17 protein-coding genes are annotated in these 20,225 nt (G+C 66.6%); 7 read left to right on the top strand and 10 right to left on the bottom strand.

The genetic code is table 11. The features are described 5' to 3' along the window. Positions 1–325: 325 nt before the first annotated feature. Both ACQR1I_RS22645 and ACQR1I_RS22640 read left to right on the top strand, forming a co-directional pair. Positions 326–514 carry a hypothetical protein gene (locus ACQR1I_RS22645; protein ID WP_434868396.1) on the top strand — a complete coding sequence of 63 codons (189 nt, stop codon included), beginning with the start codon at positions 326–328 and terminating at the stop codon, positions 512–514. A gap of 30 nt (positions 515–544) precedes the next feature. Next, positions 545–1,294: a hypothetical protein gene (locus ACQR1I_RS22640; protein ID WP_434868458.1), complete on the top strand. Its 750-nt coding sequence runs from the start codon at positions 545–547 to the stop codon at positions 1,292–1,294. A 22-nt stretch (positions 1,295–1,316) separates the two neighbouring features. Here the strand turns inward: ACQR1I_RS22640 and ACQR1I_RS22635 are convergent, their stop codons facing one another. The 5 genes from ACQR1I_RS22635 to ACQR1I_RS22615 form a co-directional block, all read right to left on the bottom strand. Then, positions 1,317–2,807, bottom strand: a complete 1,491-nt coding sequence (locus tag ACQR1I_RS22635; RefSeq protein ID WP_434868397.1) for an acetyl-CoA hydrolase/transferase family protein — start codon at positions 2,805–2,807, stop codon at positions 1,317–1,319. A 107-nt stretch (positions 2,808–2,914) separates the two neighbouring features. Continuing rightward, a complete protein-coding gene (locus ACQR1I_RS22630; RefSeq protein WP_434868398.1) occupies positions 2,915–3,418 on the bottom strand; it encodes a CYTH domain-containing protein in 504 nt (167 codons plus the stop codon). Between the two features lie 116 nt (positions 3,419–3,534). Then, complete coding sequence (locus ACQR1I_RS22625) at positions 3,535–4,119, bottom strand: DUF1254 domain-containing protein (protein ID WP_434868399.1); 585 nt, start codon at positions 4,117–4,119, stop codon at positions 3,535–3,537. Beyond that, positions 4,116–4,697 (bottom strand): DUF1214 domain-containing protein, encoded by a 582-nt coding sequence (locus tag ACQR1I_RS22620; protein ID WP_434868400.1) that lies wholly within the window; start codon positions 4,695–4,697, stop codon positions 4,116–4,118. Before ACQR1I_RS22620 ends, ACQR1I_RS22625 begins: the two co-directional genes overlap by 4 nt. A gap of 15 nt (positions 4,698–4,712) precedes the next feature. Continuing rightward, positions 4,713–6,992 carry a transglycosylase domain-containing protein gene (locus tag ACQR1I_RS22615; protein WP_434868401.1) on the bottom strand — a complete coding sequence of 760 codons (2,280 nt, stop codon included), beginning with the start codon at positions 6,990–6,992 and terminating at the stop codon, positions 4,713–4,715. A 309-nt stretch (positions 6,993–7,301) separates the two neighbouring features. Here ACQR1I_RS22615 and ACQR1I_RS22610 point away from each other — a divergent pair, with 309 nt between their 5' ends. Then, positions 7,302–7,814, top strand: a complete 513-nt coding sequence (locus tag ACQR1I_RS22610; RefSeq protein WP_434868402.1) for a YcgN family cysteine cluster protein — start codon at positions 7,302–7,304, stop codon at positions 7,812–7,814. A 169-nt stretch (positions 7,815–7,983) separates the two neighbouring features. Then, a complete protein-coding gene (locus ACQR1I_RS22605; RefSeq protein ID WP_434868403.1) occupies positions 7,984–9,567 on the top strand; it encodes an MDR family MFS transporter in 1,584 nt (527 codons plus the stop codon). Between the two features lie 182 nt (positions 9,568–9,749). Here the strand turns inward: ACQR1I_RS22605 and ACQR1I_RS22600 are convergent, their stop codons facing one another. The 4 genes from ACQR1I_RS22600 to ACQR1I_RS22585 all read right to left on the bottom strand — a co-directional run bounded on the left by ACQR1I_RS22600 (position 9,750) and on the right by ACQR1I_RS22585 (position 17,180). Then, complete coding sequence (locus ACQR1I_RS22600) at positions 9,750–11,609, bottom strand: cell envelope biogenesis protein TolA (RefSeq protein ID WP_434868404.1); 1,860 nt, start codon at positions 11,607–11,609, stop codon at positions 9,750–9,752. Positions 11,610–11,621: 12 nt separating this feature from the next. After that, the gene (locus tag ACQR1I_RS22595) at positions 11,622–13,745 is read right to left on the bottom strand and encodes an OmpA family protein (RefSeq protein ID WP_434868405.1); all 2,124 of its coding nucleotides are present in this window, start codon (positions 13,743–13,745) and stop codon (positions 11,622–11,624) included. Between the two features lie 263 nt (positions 13,746–14,008). Next, the gene (locus tag ACQR1I_RS22590) at positions 14,009–15,601 is read right to left on the bottom strand and encodes an MBL fold metallo-hydrolase (protein ID WP_434868406.1); all 1,593 of its coding nucleotides are present in this window, start codon (positions 15,599–15,601) and stop codon (positions 14,009–14,011) included. Between the two features lie 46 nt (positions 15,602–15,647). Beyond that, positions 15,648–17,180, bottom strand: a complete 1,533-nt coding sequence (locus tag ACQR1I_RS22585) for a thymidine phosphorylase family protein (RefSeq protein WP_434868407.1) — start codon at positions 17,178–17,180, stop codon at positions 15,648–15,650. Between the two features lie 384 nt (positions 17,181–17,564). Between ACQR1I_RS22585 and ACQR1I_RS22580 the strand changes: the two genes are divergently transcribed. Further along, on the top strand, positions 17,565–17,729 hold the full coding sequence (locus ACQR1I_RS22580; protein ID WP_434868408.1) for a Flp family type IVb pilin: 165 nt from the start codon (positions 17,565–17,567) through the stop codon (positions 17,727–17,729). A 92-nt stretch (positions 17,730–17,821) separates the two neighbouring features. Here ACQR1I_RS22580 and ACQR1I_RS22575 read toward each other — a convergent pair whose 3' ends face one another. Then, positions 17,822–18,796, bottom strand: coding sequence for a Ku protein (locus ACQR1I_RS22575; RefSeq protein WP_434868409.1), 975 nt, complete (start codon positions 18,794–18,796; stop codon positions 17,822–17,824). Positions 18,797–19,071: 275 nt separating this feature from the next. Here ACQR1I_RS22575 and ACQR1I_RS22570 point away from each other — a divergent pair, with 275 nt between their 5' ends. Both ACQR1I_RS22570 and ACQR1I_RS22565 read left to right on the top strand, forming a co-directional pair. Further along, positions 19,072–19,224, top strand: coding sequence for a hypothetical protein (locus ACQR1I_RS22570; RefSeq protein ID WP_434868410.1), 153 nt, complete (start codon positions 19,072–19,074; stop codon positions 19,222–19,224). 290 nt (positions 19,225–19,514) lie between these two features. Then, complete coding sequence (locus tag ACQR1I_RS22565; protein WP_006614547.1) at positions 19,515–20,189, top strand: response regulator transcription factor; 675 nt, start codon at positions 19,515–19,517, stop codon at positions 20,187–20,189. Positions 20,190–20,225 lie beyond the last annotated feature (36 nt).

Below are 20,225 nucleotides of genomic sequence, written 5' to 3'. Positions count from 1 at the left end.
AAAACAATCGGTGAAGATGGCCGAATTTTCCCGGTGAGACCGAGGCGCAACGCTGGCTTGCCATTTCCCCACGCTCTGCACGCGATCCGTGTCCGAGGCCCGCGCATTAAGAACCTCTTAACCACGTCCTGATCTTAATCGAACCGTTCGATGATCTCGCCTTGGCTGCGTCACGCCGCCGGTTTGATCATCTCCGTGCGAATGCCGCGGCCTGTCTCGTCGTGATGCGCATTCGTGATCGTCAGTTTTGCGTGCCCTCTTGCCTGCGAAGTTCGGGCAGCGGGGAGTTTGGGGGTAAGAACTTCGGGCACGAAAGAGAGTAGACATGGCGACCATCATTGACTTCCCGGCGGATGCTGCGCGTCGCGCGCGACCTGCCGCGACCGGCGCGCCGAAGGAGGGCATGGGAACGATTCTTATTCTTCCCGTCGTTCGGATCGAGCGCGAAAGTTCGACCGACGATCGCGGCCCCCGCGAGGGTGCCGCACCGAGCCGCCGCCGCCGTCGTCGCTGACAGGCCGGAGACATGGGAATGCCGGCCATGATGCTCCCGGTCCGGCGTGTTGCGCCGATCCTTGCACTTCTTCTCGCGGGTCAACTGCTCGGCGCCTGCAGCGGCGGTGATTTCGGCCGCACCCGCGCGGAGATGCGCAACGACGACATGCACAAATGGATCGGGGCGGAAGCCACGGCCAGCGTCGGCGTCAAGCCATCGCAGTTCCAGCTGACGGACAATGAGCGCCAGCTGCGCGATCTCGCTTATCCGCTGATCGAGCCGCCGCATTCACGTCCCGCCTGGAAGACGGTGTTCGGCGACTATGCGCCCTCGGCGCCGCCCTGGCGCCAGAAGGTGGCGTTCGACCGCACCGCCTATGGCCGCACCCTGATCGACGAGCCGCACCGCTCGCATGCCTCGCGCTATCAGCAGCTGATCGAGGACGTACGCGACGACATCACGCGCTTCGAGCCGTTCTTCTCCTCCGCAATCCGCGTCATCGACCTCGACCGCAAGCGCGACGCCAGCATGAAGTTCATGACCGAGCTGTCGCCGCGCGAACGTTCCGACGCGGTCGCGCGCATGCAGGAGAATTCGCTGATCGTGCAATGGGTGCAGATCAGCCTGGAGCAGCGCGTCTCATCCTATCGCTGGGCGCTGGAGCGTCTCGTGCTGCAGGCACCCGACGGAATCGCCGCCGATGCCGATCGCCTCATCAGCGAGCTGGCGTCGCAGACCGCCAACCCTCCGGTCGCGGCACGGCCCCTGATCGAGCGCCCGCTGACGACGCGCGGCTGAGGCGACGACGTCCGTAGCCCCGTCAGTCCGGCCTGAGCAGGCGGAACGCCTCCTCGAGCAGATGCGGCGAGTGCTTGCCGGTCGAATCGCGGCAGGCGCGTTCGAAATAGTCCGACAATGCAGGGCGGAATTTCGGGTGTGCCGTCGTCTCGATGATGATGCGCGCGCGCTGTTTCGGCGACAGACCGCGCAGGTCGGCGAGGCCATGCTCGGTGACCAGGATCTGGACGTCATGCTCGGTGTGATCGACATGCGTGACCATCGGCACGATGCAGGAGATGGTGCCGCTCTTCGCGGTCGACGGCGTCATGAAGATCGACAGATAGGCGTTGCGGGCGAAGTCGCCGGAGCCGCCGATGCCGTTCATGATGCTGCTGCCGCGCACATGGGTCGAATTGACGTTGCCGTAGATGTCGGCCTCGATCAGGCCATTCATCGCGATGACGCCGAGCCTGCGGATCACCTCGGGATGGTTGGAGATCTCCTGCGGCCGCAGCACGATGCGGTCGCGCAGGAACTCGATCTCGCGGTTGAACTCAATGGCAGCGTCAGAGCTCAGCGACAGCGCCGTCGCTGAGGCGAGTTCCATCCGTCCGGAGCGGATCAGGTTCAGCATGCCGTCCTGCAGCACCTCCGTATAGGCGGTCAGATGCGGGAAGGGGCCTTCGTCGAGCCCGGCCATCACGGCGTTGGCGACGTTGCCGACGCCGGACTGCAGCGGCAGCAGGTTGCGCGGCAGCCGGCCCTGCTTCACCTCGTGTTCGAAGAACTCCAGGATGTGGCCCGCGATTGCGCCGGAGATCGCGTCCGGCGCGGCAAAGGTCGTGTTGCGGTCCGGCGCGTAGGTCTCGACCACCGCGATGACCTTGTCGGGGTCACAGCGATAGGTCGTCTCGCCGATACGGTCGCCGGGGGCGATGATGGGAATCGGCTTGCGATGCGGCGGCAGCCGCGTGCCGTAATAGATATCGTGCATGCCGAGCAGCGCCGGGTTCATCCACGAATTGACCTCGATGATGACACTGTCGGCCTGATCGAGCCAGGTCTTGTTGTTGCCGATCGAGGTGGACGGAATCAGCCGTCCGTCCGGCATGATGCCGGCGCATTCGATCACGGCGACGTCGAGATGGCCGAGAAAGCCGAACCAGACAAACTGCGCGACATGGCTGAGATGCAGGTCGATGTATTCGATGCTGCCGGCATTGATGCGCTGGCGCGTGGTCGGGTCGGACTGATAGGGCAGGCGGAGGTCGATGCCATTTGCTTTGGCGAGAGCGCCGTCGAGCTCGGGCGCGGTCGAGGCGCCGGTCCACACGCCGATACGAAACGGCTCGCCGCGCGCATGCGCAGCCTCGATGCGCCGGGCGAGGGCAAGCGGCACGGCCTTGGGATAGCCCGAGCCGGTGAAGCCGCTCATGCCGACATGGCTGCCCGGCTTGACCAGCGCGGCGGCCTCGTCCGCCGACACGATCTTGGCGCGCAGCGCCTGCGACATCACCTGCGATGAACTCATCCTGGCAAAACTCCGTGTGCAGGCCATTCAGGCCCGCCAAAGTCCGCGCTGTTTAAGATGGGCGTCGCAGGGGCGGTTTGACACCGGTCAATCAGGTGATACGCGCATCACAGGCCTGCAAGACGCGCGCGGCGCAGCTCGCGCACCGTTGCCGCGCGCAAGCGCTCGGTCAGCATGTTGGCCTTGCTGTAGCGCGGATCGCCGGTGACCTCGTCGCCGACCCAATCGGGCAGCGTCACGACGGTCGTTTCGCTCGGCAGCTCGATCTCGGCGATGACGATACCGTCGAGCTCGCCGTGATAGACGTCGACCTCCCAGATGCCGCTCTCGCCCGGCACGTAATGGCGCGTCTTCTCCATGATGCGCCCCTCGCAATGCGCGAACAACGCCTCCGCATGATCACGGGGAATTTCGTATTCGAATTCCTCGCGCGACAGGCCGCGCCGGCCGCTCTTCACGCAGAGCGTCGTCCGGTTGCCGTAGCAGCGGACGCGGACCTTCAGACCGTCCTGGCGCGCGACGAGACCGTCGCGAAGGGATTCACTGTGTGTCGCCTGATCCCGCCAAGCATCGGTCTTGACGAGAAACTTCCGTTCGATTTCGAGAGGCATTGACCTGTTGGTGAGCGAGGCGTCGCGGAGCTGCGGCAACATATCAGCTGATCGCTCCAGCCTCTATGCCACGAAGGGTGAAGACAGGGTTGCGCTGCCGGCTGCGGTAGCGAAACTTACCGCTTTCCGCGCGGCTTTTCCGCCTTGGCCGGAGCTTCGCCCTGCACGCCGCAACTGGCCGCTGCAAGGGAGGCCTGCGCCTGCGGCATGAGACCGGGTTCGGCGGCCAGCGCCTTCAGCACGATCAGGCCCGTCGTGCTCGGCGAGTCGATGATGAGGCGATCGGCGGCCGTGATCTCCTCATCCTCGGGCAGATCCTCGTGCTGATTCTCGGTCATCAGATCGAGCTCGATGACGCGCTTGCCGGCGGAGCGATCGTTGATCGCGTAATAGGCGATCTCGTTGCGGGTGTAGAACGACACCGACGTATAGGCTTGGCTCACCGGCACGGTCAGCTTCAGCGGCCCGTCGGAGAGATCGTAGCGGCAGATCGCCATCGCGAAGGCCGGGTCCATGAACGGCATCGGCGAATTGCCGGGATCGGCGATCGGCAGCGGCGTGACGGCGTTGAGCTTGGTCATCGGCGTCAGCCGCGAATACGCGTCCTGGGTCGAGATCCGCGGCAGCGCCAGCACGCTGACGAGATGGACCACGCCGCCGAGCAGCACACCGACGACGACCGTGAACAGCAACCGGATCATGACGGGCAGCCCACCGTGGTGATCGACGGCATCGGCGCGTCACGCTGCGTGCGGGTCGCGACCCCGACCGGCGTGTCGTAGAGCCGCAGCATCAGCGCATAGCGCTCGATGCCGCCGGTCGGCAGCCAGTTGCCGGAGCGCGAACGTGCGGCGACGCGGATCTCGAACGAGCCGTCGGCGCCACGCACCAGCTCCTGGCTGGTGAAGCCGTAGCGCTGCAGCGTGTTGGCGACGAGGTGGCCCTTGCGATCGTAGAGCGTCAGTGTCCAGAACCGCGCCGGCGGCGTCACGCCGCTGACGACGATGTCGCAGCGGCCGTCGAGCGGCTTCTTGGTGTCGTCGGCGATGGCGGTGAAGGCGACGCCGTCGCCGGTGCCGATCGGCAGCTCGCCGTTGCGGGTGATGGTGGCGCGCGCATACGGATCGACATCGGCGGTGCCGGTCTTCGGGCGAGCGGTCCAGGCGCCGATCGTCAGGGTGCCGAATTCGGTGCCGCGCGTCGTGGTCATCCAGGTCGCACCGATGCCGACGCCGGTGGCGATCAGGAGCGTGACCAATGTAATGAAGAGCAGCCGCACGGGAAATCGCTGTCGTCAGTTCTTGCGAAGGGCAGGGGTCGCCGCGCCATCGGCTGTCGCAGCGGCGTAGTTCTCGGGGAAGGCCAGCGCGCTCGATGACACCGGCTTGCCCGGCTTCTTCGGATCGGCGGGCGCCGTCTTTTCGGCGACGCGCGCGGCATCGTCGAGCATCTTTTCGACCTGCACCAGAACATCGGCGCCGCGACGGGTCAGCACCGGCGGCGGGCCAGGCTTGATCTCGAGCGTTTTCGGCTGGCCGGCCTGCGCCATCGCCGCGGACGCCGGCTGCGGCAGCTTCTCGCCCATGCCGACGCCGGGCAGTTCCTTCACCTCGACGCCCTGATGCGCAGCAAGCATGATGTCATGCCAGGTCTGCGCCGGCAGCGAGCCGCCGGTCATGCGGTTGGTCGGCGAATAGTCGTCATTGCCGTACCAGACGGCGCAGGTGAAGTTGCCGGTGTAACCGACGAACCAGGCGTCACGATACGCGTTGGTGGTGCCGGTTTTGCCGGCGGTCGGGATGCCGTCGAGCGCGGCGCGGCGCGCGGTGCCCTCGCTGACGACGTGGCTCATCATGCCGGCCATGTCGGCGGCCACCGAGGCCGGGATCGCCTGGCGCGGCTTCGGCCCGTCGCGGTCCCAGCGCCAGACCGGATCGCCGGCGCCGGTGCGCACCTCCAGCACGGAATGCGGCGTCACCGCCTTGCCTTTGTTGGGGAAGGTCGCATAGGCGACCGCGTGCTCCAGCACCGTCACCTCGTCCGAGCCGATCGGCATCGACGGGGTGTCGGGCAGCGGCGCCTTGATGCCGAAGCGGCGGGCGACCTCGACGATTTTGGCGCGGCCGGCCTTCGGACCCTCCTTGCCGCCGAGCATGATCGACAGCTTCACCGGGACGACGTTGATCGATCGGGTGATCGCCTGGGTCAGGGTCACCGTGCCGGAATAGGAATGACCGTAGTTCTGCGGGCACCAATTGCCGATGCAGACCGGGCCGTCGACGATGGTCGAAGTCGGCTTCAATCCGTTCAGCAGCGCGGTCGTATAGACATAAGGCTTGAACGACGAACCAGGCTGCCGGTAGGCATCGGTGGCGCGGTTGAACTGGCTGGAGCCATAGTCGCGGCCACCGACCATGGCGCGGATGCCGCCATCGAGATCGGAGACCACGGTCGCCGCCTGGGTCGCGTGGTAGTCGCGGCCGAACTGGCGCAGCTGGTTCTCGATCGCCTCGTCGGCGGCATGCTGCACGTTCATGTCGATCGAGGTCCGCACCACGAACACGCGCTCGGTGTAGGACTTCGGGAACGTGTCGACCAGCTTGCGCATCTCGTCGAAGGCATAGTCGAGGAAGTAGTTGGGCGAGCTTTCGTCGCGGCGGTCGACCGCGAAGGCAGGATTCCGGCGGGCACCAAACACCTGGCCCTCGGTCATGAAACCGGCGTCGACCAGATTGTCGAGCACGACGTTGGCGCGGGCGCGCGCGGCGGGCAGGTTGATGTGGGGCGCGAACTTGGTCGGCGCCTTGAACAGGCCGGCCAGCATCGCCGCTTCCGACAGGTTGATGTCGCGCACCGACTTGTTGAAATAGAAATGCGCCGCGCCGTCGACGCCGAACGTGCCGCCGCCCATGTAGGCGCGGTCGAGATAGAGCTTGAGGATCTCGTTCTTGGTCAGGCGGGTTTCCAGCCAGATCGCCAGGAACGCCTCGTTGACCTTGCGCTCGATGGTGCGCTCGTTGGACAGGAACAGGTTCTTGGCGAGCTGCTGGCTGATCGAGGAGCCGCCCTGGCGGACGCCGCCGGCCTGGGCGTTGGTCACCAGCGCGCGGGCGAGGCCGGGGAAGTCGATGCCGAAATGGTCGTAGAAGCGGCGGTCCTCGGTGGCCAGGGTCGCCTTGATCAGGTTGTCCGGGAAGTCTTCCAGCGGGATCGAATCATTGTGCTTGATGCCGCGGCTGCCGATCGGCGTGCCGTAGCGGTCGAGGAAGGTCACGGCGAGGTCCGACTTCTTCAGCCAGTCCTCGTCGGCGGTCTCGCGGAACGCGGGGATGGCCAGCGCCAGCATCAGCACCAGGCCGCCGAGGCCGATCGTGGCGGCTTCCGAGAACGGCTCGACGAACACCCAGCGCTTCCAGCCGCCGACATAAAAGCGGTCCATGAACGCCGAATACCGCTCGTACAGTTCGCGGGTCCCGCGCAGCGAGGAGAACAGCGCCGAATCGAACCGCGCGTCGAGATCCAGGCGGAAATTGTTGATCCGCTTCTTCCAATGGTCTGGAATGATCTGCCGCACGGGGACCCTGGTCGTTTCGAAAGCGTGTCAGCGGGCTTCGAAAGCACTCAGCACGCGGGCTGGGAGCCATCGGAGGGTCTTGCGCGATTGTTGCGGCAAACCCAAGGCACTAGACGGGTAACGCTGGGCGCCGCCGTCGCAGTGACTCAAGCTCATAATCTAGCCGAGCGGGGGTCACAAACCAATGGTTCCCCTCACAATTTGATGCACAAAGCTAACGTCCCGCTTGAACCGCAAGGGTGCCCCTTGCGCCGCGCGGGGCAGGCCACCTAGATGGCGGCCACGCCCCGCCCCGCCTGGATTCGACCGATGACCGCACCGCTCAAACGTCCCTCGGGCCAGGAGGGAATGTTCTGGAAGACCAAGACCTTGGAGGAGATGTCCGAGGCGGAATGGGAAAGCCTGTGCGACGGCTGCGGGCGCTGCTGCCTGGAAAAGCTTGAGGACGAGGATACCGGCGACATCTACTTCACCCACATTTCCTGCAAGCTTCTGGATGCCGGCCTATGTGCCTGCAAGGATTACCCGAACCGCTCCGAACAGGTGTCCGATTGCGTTCGCCTGACGCCCGAGAACGTCCGCACCATCACCTGGTTGCCGCCGAGCTGCGGCTACCGCCTGGTCGCGGAGGGACGTGATCTCTATTGGTGGCACCCGCTGATTTCCGGCGATCCTCAGACGGTGCATGAGGCCGGTGTGTCCGTGCGCGGCCGGGTCGAGGGCACCGAGGACGACGTTCCCGACGACGAACTCGAAGACCACATCGTGCAGTGGCCCGTGCTTTTACCGAAGCTCGCCAAGCTGAAGCGCCGGCCGAAATAGGCAGATCACTTCGCACTCGCAGCAAGTCACGATGATGCGACCAGTCCCGTGCTGCCGGGAGGCACCCATGCGCGCGACCCGCTGCCGCAAGGGAAAATTATGCCTTAAGTAGTTCGCTATCTAAGCGAATCCGCGCGGCGTTCGTCGCGCCTGGCACAGCATTCATCTCATGAACAAGTTCGAACGGCAGAGCCAATATCCTGCCGCGTCCCAATCCTTGTCCGAAGAGCTCGCCGCCGAGCTGCCGGCGATTCCGCCGCAGGTCCAGGCGATCGAGGATGCGCCCCCGCTCGCTGCCCCGGTGCCGCTGACCCCGGCCGAGGTGCGCACCATCCTGATGAGCCTGCTGCTGACGATGTTCCTGGCGGCGCTCGACCAGACCATCGTCGCAACCGCGCTGCCGACCATCGGCCGCGAGTTCCAGGACGTCACCAATCTGTCCTGGGTGATCACCGCCTATCTACTGGCCTCCACGGCCGTGGCGCCGGTGTTCGGTACCCTCTGCGATATTTACGGCCGGCGCTCGATGATCATCACCGCGCTCAGCCTGTTCGTGGTCGGGTCCGTGGTCTGCGCGCTGGCGCCGAACATGCCGGTGCTGATCCTCGCGCGCGGCCTGCAGGGGCTCGGCGGCGGCGGTATCATGCCTGTCGTGCAGACCGTCATCTCCGACGTCGTCAGCCCGCGCGAGCGCGGCCAGTACCAGGCCTGGTTCAGCGGCGTCTGGCTGCTCGCGGGACTGCTCGGGCCGGTCATCGGCGGCTTCTTCGCCGATCACCTGCACTGGTCGATGATCTTCTGGATCAACGTTCCCCTCGCAATCGCGGCGCTGGCGCTGCTGCTGCCGAAGATGGGCCGGCTGCCGGTCTATCACCGCCTGCGCAAGGTCGACTGGGCCGGCGGCCTGCTGCTGATGGCCTCGGCGATCGTGTTCATGCTGGTGCTGACCTGGGGCGGCCACAAGCTGGCCTGGCTGTCGCCGACGATCCTGGCGATGATCGGCAGCGCCGTGGCGCTGGGGCTGGCTTTCGTCTGGCACGCCAAGCGCGCGGACGAGCCGTTCCTGCCGCTGTCGCTGATGGGTGGTACGGTCGTGCCTTATGGCCTGCTGGCGAGCGGCTGTGCGCTCGGCGCCCTGATCGGGCTCACGGTGCATCTGCCACTGTATTACGAGCTGGTCTACCACCTGACGCCGAGCGAGGCCGGCCTCGGCCTGATCCCGATCGCGGCGATCTCGACGTTCGGCGCAGGGATCGCCGGCCGCACCATGGCCCGGGTGAAGCACTACAAGCGCGTCGCCATCATCGGCACGCTGATCGGGACGATCGCCGCCGCGGTCATGACCGTGACGACGCCGTCGCTGTGGGTGCTGATGGTGCTGCTGTCAATCTTCGGCATCGGGCTCGGCACCGCGTTCCCGATCTCGGTGGTGTCGCTGCAGAACGCGGTCGACCGCTCGCAGATCGGCACCATCACCGGCGCGATGAACTTCTTCCGTTCGATGATGTCGTCATTCACGGTCGCGGCCTTCAGCGCCATCCTGCTGATGGTGCTCGGCGCCGACATCTCGCTCGCCGAGGGCGCCCACGGCGCGGTCAGCGGCATCGCCGAAGCCGACATGATCCACGCCTTCCGCTTCGTCTATGCCGCAGCCACCGTGATGCTGGCCTGCGCTTCGGTCTGCATGATCCTGATGGAGGAGCGCCCGCTGGCCGGCCCGTCGCGCAGCGAGCCGGTGGAGATGGCGGAGTAGAACCGTAGGATGGGCAAAGGCGCGAGGCACGACCGTCATTTCAGGCAGGCTGTCGCGCGCCGTGCCCACCATCTCACAGCATGGCCGGCGGCAAGACGGTGGGCACGGCGCCATCGTGATTGCGGGTGTGGAGAGGGCGCGTCAGCGCCTTTGCCCACCCTACGAACCGTTTGCTTGGCGCGCTACTCGCGCGGCGGGGTGACCTCGACGTTGTCCTGCCCGCGCGAGCCGTCGTCGAGCGAGGATTTGACGAGACCCGCTTCGGCGCGACGGGAGAATTCGGTCGTGCCGCCGCTCGCCAGCTCCCTCGCCTGGCTGATCCATTGCTCGCGCTCGATGCGGCCGGCGAAGGCGAGATAGGACCCGACCCATTTGGCATGTTCGGCGGTCCAGGACGCGATCTGGGCGAAATGCCAGATGCCGAGGCCATGCAGCCGCGCCTCGTTCTGCTTGCCGATGCCTTTGATCAGCTTGAGATCGTCAGCCTGACCGCCGCGCGGCGCCGCCAGGCCGAGCGGCCGTGCACCGCCATGGGCGTCCTGGTTCTCGACCGGCGGCATCAGTGCCGGCAGGTGGGCGAGCAGGTAGCTGGCCTCGTCCTCGCTCAGCGGCGCGTCTGCCTGGTCGTCGATCGTGATCGCGCCCGATTTCACCGCGGTCGAATGCGCCGTGTCGAGGCCGGCGGCAAGCAGCTTGGCCTGCGCGATCCAGTGCTCGCGCTCGATGCGGCCGGGGAACGCCATGTGGTGGCCGACCCAGTCCGCATGCGCCGGCGACCAGTCCGCGATCTGGCTGAAATGATGCACGCCGATGTCGTTGAGGATGGCCTCATTCTTCGGCCCGATGCCCTTGATGAGCTTGAGATCGTCGGCGCTGCCGTCGGGCGCGGGCAGGGCGGGCGGCCGTCCATCATCGCTGCTGCTAGGCGCCGGCTCGTCAGCCGACGCAGCGACTTCGGCGGCGAGGCGATCGGCTTCGGCATTCGCTGCGGCGTCGGCGGCCGTACGATCCGCTTCGGCCTTTGCGGCGGCCCCAGCCGCCAGACGTTCGGCCTCGGCCTTGGCCATCGCCTCCGCGGCAACGCGCTGCGCTTCCGCCTCCGCATGTGCGACGGCTTCGGCAGCCAGACGTTCGGCCTCGGCCTTTGCAGCCGCTTCGGCGGCGAGACGGTCAGCCTCGGCCTTTGCCGCAGCTTCGGCAGCAAGACGGTCGGCCTCGGCCTTTGCGGCGGCTTCAGCGGCGAGACGTTCGGCCTCGGCCTTTGCCGCGGCTTCGGCAGCAAGACGATCGGCCTCGGCCTTTGCTGCTGCTTCAGCGGCGAGACGATCCGCCTCGGCCTTTGCGGCGGCTTCGGCGGCGAGACGGTCGGCCTCGGCCTTTGCTGCGGCTTCCGCGGCGAGACGGTCGGCCTCGGCCTTTGCAGCCGCTTCGGCGGCGAGACGGTCGGCCTCGGCCTTCGCGGCGGCTTCAGCGGCGAGACGGTCAGCCTCGGCCTTTGCCGCAGCCTCAGCAGCGAGACGGTCAGCCTCGGCCTTTGCGGCAGCTTCAGCGGCGAGACGATCGGCCTCGGCTTTTGCGGCAGCCTCAGCAGCAAGACGATCCGCCTCGGCCTTCGCCGCAGTTTCAGCGGCAAGACGATCAGCCTCGATGCTGGCCGCAGCCTGCGCGGCCGGCGATGGGCTGTCGGCCCAGGGGGGACGGGTTGGCGCCGTGAACGCCGCCACTCCGCCCGGCCCACCGGGGGCCATCGCGCTGCCGTCGCCAAGTCCGACATATTCCTTCAGCTGTCCGCCGACCAGGCAACCGACCACATAGGCGCCGACCATCAGCAGCGCGACCTCGAGCCACAGCCCGGCGCGGCCCGGCAGCACGCTCAGCATCGCCATCAGCGAGCCAATGATGAAGGCCAGGATGACGGGCAGCAGCCAGCTCCGCATCCAGTCCGGCTGCTTCGCATCCGACCAGGTGTGCCAGCCGACGAAGCCGCCGATGATGACGCAGAGGATGATCCAGAACAGAAACGTCGCAAGGTCGTACATCATGATGTCAGCGCCTCACTTCACGACGAATTCGATGCGGCGATTCTGCGCGCGGCCTTCCGCGCTGTCGTTGGAGGCAACCGGCTTGGTCTGACCGTAGCCTTCCGAGCTCATGCGTGCGGTGTCGATTCCGGCCTCGCCGATGTAGCCGACCACGGCCGCCGCCCGCCGCTTCGAGAGGTCCATGTTGCTGTCCTCGTCGCCGACATTGTCGGTGTGGCCTTCGATCGCGATCTCGGCCTCCTTGCAGCGCTGCGCCACGTCGACGATGTGGTCGAGCAGCGCCAGCGACTCGCGGCTCAGCTCGGCGCTGCCGGTCGCAAAGCGGATGCGGCCCTTGGCGAGCAGGCCTTCGAACGCCGGTTGGCATTCGGCCACGGCGAGGGGCGGGCTCGCCGGCTTGACCCCGATCTTGACGTCGGTGAGCTTGATGTCGCCTGCGGCGGCATCGGCAAGCTCCTTGCGGACCTGCTCGGCTGATTTGTCGTAGATCGCGAGCGCGTCGACCGAGAGGGCCGCATCCTTCGCGGTCAGCGCGCCGGACCACAGCCGCGCCAGCGCCGGGAACGTTGCCTTGAGCGATGCGACGAAATCCTTCGGTGCGCCGTCGCCGAGCTTCAGCGCATCCTCGACCGTCTCGGTGACGAAGGCCTGGGTTGCTGCGTCGACGAGATCGCGACGGGCGGCGTCATTGGGCACGTAGCCGGTCAGCCTGACGCGGCCATCCTGCTTCTGCAGTTGGAACGAATAGGGCGACACCGGACCGTCGCGGACATCGACCGCGGCGATCGTGAACGGCGCGGGCAGGGCGCCCGCCAGCTCCTCGCGCACGGCGGCGCCGGTGACGTTGGCAAGGCCGGCGCCATTGAGCGAGACCTTGGTCTCGTTGATCTCGGCGCGGCCCTGCGCCAGCCGGGCGAGCTGCTTCAGCAGACTGGCGCTCGCCTTGGCAAGGTCGCCATCGGGGGCACCGCGGGCGATGCCGATCTCGCTCTTGATCGGTTTGCCGTCGAACTGTCCGCTGGCGGAGCCCAGCATCGCTTCGCGCACGGCGGTCGCGGGGGCAAGGCCGGCGAGGTTCAGCGCGGTGCCGTTGAAGTCCGCCGACCAGCGGTACGGCTTGATCTCCGGCGGCAGGATGTCGGCCTTGGCCAGGGTCAGCCCGCGCGGCAGCTTGCCGACGCCGGCCATCGCCTCGTCGTAGGCCGCGCTGGACGGCGCCTCGCCGGAGATCGTGTAGTTCGCATCGGAGATGACGACGCGTCCTGTGCTCAACCGGCCGAGCTCGGCCAGCGCATAGGTCGTGTAGGCGTTGAAATCGCCCGATGGCGCACCGCGTGCGATCTGCATCTGATGCATCACGGATGATCCGGGCCACGCCTTGACCGCCGCGGCCTCCAGCGCGCGCCGGATCTCATCGTTCGGAACGACACCGGACATCACGACCGACTTGTCGTCGCGCACCGCGCTCCAGATGAACGGCTTGGCCTCGGGCGGCAGGATGGCGACGTTGGCGAGCACGGCGCCGCCGGGCAGCTGCCGCGTCGCGGCGATCGCCGCCTCATAGATGTCGGACGAGGTCGCGGCGCCGGCGAGCGAATAGGCCTTGTCCGCGAGCGAGAAGGTCCCGCCATTGAGTTTCGTCGCCTGGACCACGCCGTGGCTGGCGATGGCGGCAAAATTCCCCGGGGCGCCCAGGGCATAGCCGAGCCGATCGACGACCTCGCCGCCGGTGGTCGCAGAACGCGCGGCGGTGAGGACGGCGACGCGAACGGCGGGCGTCGGGACGCCGCCCTCGAGCACGACCTGGCTGCCGTTGCGTGCGGCGCGGAAGGCATAGGGTTTGGGGGTCGGCAGCTTGTCGTAGCTGTCGTCGACGAGGCGGACGCCGTTGACCGTCGCCGCATCGCTCAGCCGTTCGGACTGGTCGGCGCTGAACTCCGGTCCCTGGATGAAAACGTCGCGGCCTCTGACCGAGACCTTCAGTGCCGCGGCGGTATCGGGGGCGGCCGCTGCGACAGCGGCTTGCGCTCGCGGCGCAATATCGTCTTCCACGCTCGCCGTCTTGAAACTGATGGCCGCGAGCCAGAGCACGCTGACCACGATCAGTCCCGGCCACCATTTCGATGGTTGATGCATGTGAGAGCCCCCCGTTTCCCCACCTGCGCTTGGTTCACTCGGATCGTCCCGTCGTCGTGAACCACGCGTCGAGCGTATCAGAATCACCCTCGGAGACCAGCCGTCTGCGCGTTGTGTAGCAAACTATGCACAAGCGGAGATGGCGTTCGTGTTCGCAGCCGCACTTCCCCGGGACGGCCGCTGCGCGATGATCTGCCAGCGGATCGAGGTTGCGATCAAACTGTGACCGTTCGACGACGAGATCGTTCCGGCCACGGGGGCCGTCACCCCTCCAGCGCCCGCCTGAGGCGGCGGATGATGACGCCGCGGGCGCGGTCGTCGGCGGCCTGCTCGATGCGCTCATGGATGTCGAGCAGCAGGCCCGACATGTCGTTGTGCCAGTCGAGCCGGGTCACCGCGTCCGGCGCCAGGCGCCGTCGACGCGCCGCTTCGAGCGGGGTCGGCACGCTGCTCGTCAGCTCGTAGATGTCGTCGAGCAGGGGCGAGAACACCTTGGCGGACGGCACGATGCGCTCCGCGACGCGCCCGGCCAGCGCGGCGATCGCGGCCTCCTCGCCATGCGACAGGAACAGCCCGCGCGCGATCGGACGGCGGGCCGCGATCCAGCGGGCGATCTCGGCGCCGTCGGCGTGGCCGGAATAGTCGTCGATCATGCGGATGCGCGCCGCGACCTTGATCTCGTCGCCCTGGATGCGCACCGCCTTGACGCCGTCCTGCAGGAAGCGTCCCAGCGTGCCATTGGCCTGATAGCCGACCAGCAGCACGGTGGCGCGGTTGTTCCACAGCCAGCGCTTCAGATGATGACGGATGCGCCCCGCGTCGCACATGCCGCTCGCGGCGATGACGATGTGGAAGCCCGTCAACTTGGCGATCGCCTTGCTCTCGTCGACCGTCTCGGTGAAGCGCAGATGCGGCGAGGACAGCAGCCGGCCGACGTCGCTGCCGCCGTCGAGGCTCGCGGCGTGCGTGCGAAACACCTCGGTGGCGTGGATGGCGAGCGGGGAGTCCAGGAAGATCGGCGCGACCGGGATCTCGCCTTGCTCCATCAGGCCGACGAGATCGACGATCAGCTCCTGTGTCCGTTCGACCGCGAAGGCCGGGATGAGCAGCGCACCCTTCGCGTCTGCGGCGTCGCGCACCTCGCCGGCCAGACGCGCGCGGCGCTGCTCGGGCGTGGTCGGCTCGCGCATGCGGTCGCCATAGGTGGCTTCCGAGATCACGTAGTCGAAACCTTCGGGCGCTCGGGGATCGGGCTGCAGCAGCTTGGCGTCCGGGCCGACATCGCCCGACGCGAGCAGCCGCAGCGGCGCGCCGTCGCTGCCTTGTCCCGCGAATTCGATCTCGATCGAGGCCGAGCCCAAAAGATGCCCGGCATTCCAGTAGCGGGCGCGGACGCCGGGGATGATGTCGGTCCAGCTCTCATAGGCGACGGGTTGAAAATATTGCAGCGAGGCGATCGCATCGGCCTGGGTGTAGATCGGGCTGACCTCCTCGCGGCCGCGCGCGATGTTGCGCCGGTTCAGCGCCAGCACCTCCTGCTCCTGGATGTTGCCGGCATCGGGCAGCATCCACGAGCAGAGATCGATGGTGCCGCGCGTCGCGAAGATCTTGCCGTCGAATCCCAAGCGCACCAGCTTCGGCAATAGGCCGCTGTGATCGATATGGGCATGTGTCAGCAGCACCGCGTCGATCTCTTCCGGGCGAAACGGAAAGTCGCCGTAGTTGAGCTCCTTCAGCGTCTTCTGGCCCTGGAACAGGCCGCAATCGATCAGGATCTGGCCCTGGTCCGTCCGCACCAGATAGCAGGCCCCGGTGACGGTATGTGCGGCACCGCAGAAGCGAAGGGTCACACTCATGCGGCGGTCTCCTGCAAGGAATGGAGGAAGCTTCGACTTGGGCTCATCACCGGTGGCCGTTCGGCGTGTCGGCGAAGGCATAGCCGTTGTCGGCGTCGGCTGCGGCAGCGGCGAGATCATGCTCCGACGGATCGCAGGTGAACACGCGGTAGAGTGGCTCACCCCGCTCGACGCGGTCGCCGATCTTCTTGAACAGGCTGATGCCGGCGCCCTTGTTGACGGGCGCACCGGCGGTGCGGGCCAGACGGTTCAGCCGCAGGCAGTCGATCGCCGAGACGACACCGTCGCTGCCGGCCTTGACGTCGAAGGCGAGATCGCCGAGCTCGCTGCCGCACTCCGGCGGTCCCTGGGCATCGATGATCTTCAGCATCTGCTTCAGCGCCGCGCCGCTGTCGAGCAGCTCGCGTGCCCGCGCATATCCGGCGCCGCCGCGCAGCTTCGGATCGTATTCGAGCAGATGCGCGGCGAGCCGCAGCGACTTCTCGCGCAGGTCCGCGGGCGCCGACGGCTCGTTGCCGAGCACCGCCATCACGTCCCGTGCTTCGAGCACCGGACCGATGCCGTTGCCGATCGGCTGGCGGCCGTCGGTCGTGATCACCTCGACCTTGAGGCCAAAGCGGTCGCCGACGAATTCGAACAGCTTGCGCAGCCGCATCGCATCAGCGCCGCTGGTGAGCTTGGCGGTCGGGCCGACCGGCAGGTCGAGCAGGAGATGAGTCGAGCCCGCGGCGATCTTCTTCGACAGGATCGAGGCGACCATCTGCTCGCGGGTATCCAGGCTGAGCGGGCGCTCCACCGAGATCAGGATGTCGTCGGCCGGCGACAGATTGACGTGGCCGCCCCAGATCACGCAGCCATTGCAGGCCGCCACGATCGATTTCATTTCCTCGGCGCCGACATTGACCCGCGCCAGCACCTCCATCGTGTCGGCGGTGCCGGCCGGCGAGGTGATCGCGCGCGACGAGGTCTTCGGAATGGTCAGGCCGTGCGCGGCAACGATGGGCACCACCACCATGGACGTACGGTTGCCGGGGATGCCGCCGATGCAGTGCTTGTCGACCACGACGGGCTCCGGCCATGTCAGCTGCGTCCCCGCATTGGCCATGGCGCGGGTCAGCGCCAACAGCTCGCCCGAGCTCATGAAGCTGGCCGAGCCGATCAGGAACGCCGCGATCTCCATGTCGGAGTAGCGATAATGCGCGAGATCGTCGATGACGGCTGCGATGGCCTCGTCGCTCAAGGTCTCGCCGCGGATTTTGGCGCGGACGGCTTCCAGGCTGTCGGGCGGAGTCGCGGGCGACACCGTGGCGAGCGTGCCGGCCGGCTCGGCGAAGCGCCGCAGCGCCGGCTCGGACAGGCCGATCTCGTCGGGGCCGACCAGCGCATCATCGTCGGTGATCAGCAGCGTTGCCAGCAGCGTTCGCGAATTGCAGCGCAGCTCGACCCGAGAGAAGCCGCGGAAGACTTCGGGCCGCAACGCCTTCGAACGGCGCGAGATCACGACGACGTTCTCCCGCCCAGTATCGAGCGCGACACTGCGGAGCTTGAGTTGGGGGCGAGTCGAATCTGCTGGTGTCATGGTAGTTAGTATAGACCTTAGCGCCGCAGCTGCCATGATCGTTGACCGAGATCATGCCGCGTCATCCGGCGAACAGGCCGAATTTTTTCTGAATGCGTCGACGAGGGATTGCGGCGATCCGCTCGCGCAGCGGGATTGCCGGCAGGCTGGCGACCTGGAGCGAACGCGAGGAGATTCAGATGTTTGCACCCGGGCCCGGTTCCAGACTCTGAACCGCTGGAGGCGCGCGATCGCGGGCCGGCAGCCGGCTTCGAGGACGCCGCCTCCTCGATCAGTTAACCGTTTGTTCAAGCCGATGATCGAGGGTTTTTCTGGGGCATCCGTCCCGGCCTTTGCGCGCGCCGTGTCGGCGCCTCAAACGATCGAGCCCGAGCGGAGTGGTAGATGCGGCAGTTGATTGCGAGCTTCCTGAAGAACGAGGCTGGCGCGACCTCGATCGAATACGCCATCATCGCGGGCGGGCTGAGCATCGTGATCGTGGCCGCCGTCAATGGGCTGGGCACCCAGCTCAGCAGCAAGTTCTCGTCGATCAACAGCTCGCTCAAATAGGCGCCGAGCGCCTTTCAGATCATGCTCGTTCGCGAGGGCTCGCCTGCCCAGGCCTGCTGAGCAGGTTTGGCTTGGCCGGTCACCCGGCCTTTTCACCCGGCCTTGCGTGAGCGCGCCGTGGTCCGGGCCGGCTTCTCGGCCTTCTTCGGCTCTTCCGCCTTCTTCGGCTCGTCCTTGGCCTTCTTGCCGCTGATCGGCAGCAGCATCTCGCGCTGGCCCTCGACGCGCTTCTTCGCCTTCTTGGGCTTCGCTTTCGGAGCAGGAGCGGAGGCGGCGGGCGCCTTGTCGCCTTCGCCGGCAAGGCTGCGCTTCAGCGCATCCATCAGGTTGATGACGTTGCCGCTCGACTTCGGCGCCGCTTTGGCGGTGATCGTGACGCCGCTGCGCTTCTTGTTGATCAGCTCGATCAGCGCAGCCTCGTAGTGATCCTCGAAAGCCTCCGGTTCGAACTCGGCCGATTTCTTCTCGACGATGTGCTTGGCGAGATCCAGCATGTCGCTGGTGATCTTCACGTCCTGAATGTCGTCGAAATATTCGTCCTCCTTGCGTACCTCATAGGGGTAGCGCAGCAGCGTGCCCATCAGGCCCTTGCCGAGCGGCTCCAGCGCGATGATGTGCTCGCGGTTGGTCAGCACGACGCGTCCGATCGCGACCTTGTCCATGCTGCGGATGGTTTCGCGAATGACCGCAAAGGCGTCATGGCCGACTTTTCCATCCGGCACGAGGTAATACGGCCGGATCAGATAGCGGCTGTCGATGTCGGTGCGCGGCACGAATTCGTCGATCTCGATGGTGTGCGTCGATTCCAGCGCGATGTCGTCGAGCTCGTCCTTCGTCACTTCGATATAGGTGTCGGTGTCGACCTTGTAGCCCTTGACGATGTCCTCGTTGGCCACTTCCTCGCCGGTCTCGGCGTCGACCCGGCTGTACTTGATGCGGTGGCCGGTCTTGCGGTTGATCTGGTTGAAGGAGACCTTCTCGGACTCGGAGGTCGCCGGATAGAGCGCGACCGGACAGGTCACGAGTGACAGCCGCAGAAATCCCTTCCAATTGGCGCGCGGGGCCATTCCTCAACTCCACTCAACTGCAAACTGACAGGTGCAAACTGACGGGAATGTGCTCTCCCGGACCGGGCTGCTGCGGGCGTAGTTCTCGCCGCGACCGCGAGGATAACATCGCAGGCCGCGGATTCAACAAGCCTAGCTGCAGATTCTAAGGGCGGCGTTAACTGGTCGCAGCCCGTCCCCGCAGCCGGAACATCATCTGGCGGCCGACGTTGCCACCCGAGCAACTGAGAGAGCGCGAACCCGCGTTCGGCCAGATACCAGCAGCTGAGGGCACCATGGCAACAAGACGAGGGCCACAGATCGTCGAAACTCCCACCGAAGCCCGGCAGGGTGAACCCGGCCCGTCGGTCCTGGCGATGCTCGCCATCTCCACGGGACTGGCGCTGCTGGTGCTCGGACTGATCTGGTTCGTGTTCTTCCACACCTGAGGGCGGCGCCCGAAACCGGGTCGCCTGCCTGTCGCGAGGCGGGCCGCCTCCCGTCTTCCCGCGCCTTGCGCATGTCGCTCCCATACGCTCGAGCCCGGCCGCACAGCCGGGCTTTTCATTGTTGCTTCCGAGAGCTTATATCCGCCCCAATTCTGCTGGCCCTTGCCGGCGAAGCCCGATCGAGATGACCAAAAAGTAACGTGGTCGGTCGGGTTCCGTTCATGCACGGTTCACGGCCTTCCGGTTCATCTTGAGGGCGGAAATCGTGCAGTTCAGCTTTGGAGGCAAGCGTGCGTCTGCTCGTTGTCGAGGACGATCCGGATCTCAATCGTCAGCTCACCACGGCGTTGAGCGACGCCGGCTACGTCGTGGACCGTGCGTTCGATGGTGAAGAGGGGCACTATTTGGGCGACAGCGAGCCCTACGACGCTGTCGTGCTCGACATCGGTCTGCCCAAGATGGACGGCATCTCGGTGCTGGAAGCGTGGCGGCGCAATGGCCGGGCGATGCCGGTGCTGATCCTCACCGCGCGGGATCGCTGGAGCGACAAGGTGCAGGGCTTCGACGCCGGCGCCGATGACTATGTCGCCAAGCCGTTCCACCTCGAGGAGGTGCTGGCCCGCATCCGCGCGCTGCTGCGCCGTTCGGCGGGGCATGCCCAGAGCGAACTGACCTGCGGACCGGTCACGCTCGATACCCGTACGGGTAAGGTCAGCGTGTCGGGCAACCCCGTCAAGATGACCTCACATGAGTACCGGCTGCTGTCGTACCTGATGCACCATTCCGGCCGCGTGGTCTCGCGCAGCGAACTGGTCGAGCATCTCTACGACCAGGACTTCGACCGCGACTCGAACACCATCGAGGTATTCGTCGGCCGCATCCGCAAGAAGCTGGATTGCGACGTCATCCAGACCGTGCGCGGCCTCGGCTACCTGCTGACGCCGCCGCCGGCCGCGGGCGCCTGATCCCGTCCGGCGTCCGCCATTCAAGGTGGCCGGGCG

It is taken from the genome of Bradyrhizobium sp. HKCCYLS2038 (assembly GCF_051167655.1).
Taxonomy (GTDB): Bacteria; Pseudomonadota; Alphaproteobacteria; order Rhizobiales; family Xanthobacteraceae; genus Bradyrhizobium.
The sequence above is the reverse complement of the archived record's forward strand: the minus strand, read 5'-3'. Positions and strand labels throughout refer to the sequence as shown.